This window comes from Pseudomonas sp. 05N434, from assembly GCF_056396965.1.
In genome coordinates this window covers 1-2,200 of record NZ_JBFTMK010000696.1, presented here as the reverse complement: position 1 = coordinate 2,200, position 2,200 = coordinate 1, and the positions used below count along the sequence as shown (strand labels likewise).

3 protein-coding genes are annotated in these 2,200 nt (G+C 53.8%); all 3 read right to left on the bottom strand.

Annotation, left to right across the window (positions count from 1 at the left end):
- Positions 1-95: hypothetical protein (locus tag AC1DLB_RS28190; protein WP_477786104.1), on the bottom strand; the 95-nt coding region annotated here is incomplete at its 3' end.
- 18 nt (positions 96-113) lie between these two features.
- Positions 114-1,004, bottom strand: a complete 891-nt coding sequence (locus AC1DLB_RS28185) for a LysR substrate-binding domain-containing protein (RefSeq protein ID WP_477743101.1) — start codon at positions 1,002-1,004, stop codon at positions 114-116.
- Positions 1,005-1,055: 51 nt separating this feature from the next.
- Positions 1,056-2,200: amino acid permease (locus AC1DLB_RS28180; protein ID WP_477786103.1), on the bottom strand; the 1,145-nt coding region annotated here is incomplete at its 5' end.

Sequence of the window (2,200 nt, the reverse complement as noted above, 5' to 3'; positions counted from 1 at the left end):
GGGACATAGAGACCACCATTTTCGGCGAGCCCCGACAGAACCACACTGCGAAAATCAGCACGCATGTCGCCGCCGCGAGTGCTTACATAATCCATGGCAACTCCAAATCAGTTTTACAAAAGGCGATGGGCTTGCGCCACCAGCCAGGTAGAAAAATGTGCGGCATCAGGCGATAGCACTTCGTTCTGTTCGTGCACCAGATAAAAGGATTCGCTTGCCTCGATTCGGTGATTGAATGGTGCAACCAATTGCCCACTCTTAAGCAAATCCTCGACCACCGAAGACCGTGCCAGCGCAACGCCCTGCCCCAATTCGGCCATGCGGATGGTGGAAATCAGCGTGTCAAACTGAAGGCCACGGGAGTAGTCGACGTCGTCTGCTCCAACTCGCTTCAACCAGTAACCCCAACCTTCTTCGTACCCCAACACGTGAAGCAGTGAATGGTTCATCAAGTCGCGAGGCTCATGTATGGGTGAACTGGCCATGAGCGTTGGGGAGCAAACAGGCTGAAGGATGTCCCAAGTCAATCGCTGAGCTTGCAAGCCCGACCACTCACCGCATCCCCAGCGAATCTCCAGGTCATCCTCGCCGTCCGGTTCTTTCACCCAAATATTGCTGATATATCGAATATCAATCTGGGGATACTCCCGACAAAAATCTGCGAGTCGGGGGGCCAACCAATAGTGAAGAAAGGAAAGGCTGCCACGCACCTTCAAATGTCTTCGATTGCGCTGGCCGAAAATCTCGTTTGTGCCGACTGCAAGGCGACTGATCGCGTCTTGTACGACAGGCAGGTACGACTGCCCTTCCTCGGTCAAGCCAAGTCCTCGAGGTAAGCGCTTGAACAGCGCCACACCGAGGTGACTTTCTAACTGACGGATCTGCTGACTCACAGCCCCTTGAGTCAAATGGAGTTCTTCCGCCGCGTGGGTAAAATTTAAACAACGCGCCGATACTTCGAATGCCCTCAACCAGTTCAAGGGTGGTAGTGACTTTTGACTCATCGGCGCAACCTCATCAGGGCTTTAACTATGCTCAATCATTGCCTGAGAAATTCACGCGGTGCCAGAGGAATGAACAGCGGCGGCTAAAGCCAACCGCTCTGCTCTCTTGTTTCGAGTGACCCAGTAGACGAAATAACACCACGCGATAAAGGGCAGTCCGAAGTAAAGTGCCACTCGCTGCTCAGGATCAAAAGCGATACCCACACAGGCCAGCAAGCAACACAACAGCGCACCGATAGGCACCCATGGATAGCCGCGTACACGGAAATGCAGGTCTTCAACTCGTCCGCCATTAGCAACGTATTGACGACGGAACGCGATCTGGCTGGCAGCAATGCTCATCCACACGACTACGACCGCCAGACCGGAAATGGACACCAAGGCCAAGTAAACCGTATCAGGGGCAAACACACTGCTGAGCAGAGAAGCCACTGCGCCCGCCATACTAAGCACGATGGCGTTCACCGGTGTGCCACGACTGGAGAGCCTGGCGTAGCGCTTAGGCATATGTCCTTGATCGCTCAATGTCCACAGCATGCGCGATGCTGCATACAGCCCCGAGTTAGCGGCGGAAATCAGTGCCGTAAGAATGACGAAGTTCATAATGTCGGCAGAGTATGGGATGCCAATCAGCTCAAACACCATGACGAACGGACTTTCTACAAGCCCCGCTTGCTCTCGTGGCAGTAACGTCGCAAGGACGAAAATGGTCCCCACGAAGAACAGCGCCAAACGTACCACTGTCGTGCGGATTGCCTTGGGCACGCTCGTTTGTGGATCTTGCGCTTCACCTGCCGCAATCCCGATCAGCTCAGTTCCCGAAAAGGCGAAGGAAACAGCCAGGAGGGTCATTGCAATGGGTAAAAACCCGGTGGGAAAAAGCCCCTCACGTGTGAAGTTGGAAAGTCCCGCACCCTGCAAACTCTGTACTTGAATAAGACCGAAAATTGCCGCTCCGCCGATCACAATGAATGTGATAACGGTCAGCACCTTAATCAGCGAAAGCCAAAACTCAGTCTCCGCAAACCACCGAACGGAGACAACATTGCTTGAGAACACTGCGATGGCAAATAGCGCGCTCCAAATCCAGACGGGTGTATCAGGGAACCACCGAACCATCAGTATGCCCGCAGCTGTGAACTCTGAACCGATAGCTACTGCCCAAGTGAGCCAGTAAAGCCAGGCCACTGTATAGC

Coding starts and splice junctions, on each gene's coding strand:
- AC1DLB_RS28185 (WP_477743101.1), bottom strand. CDS start 1,004: ATGAGTCAAAAGTCACTACCACCCTTGAACTGGTTGAGGGCATTCGAA.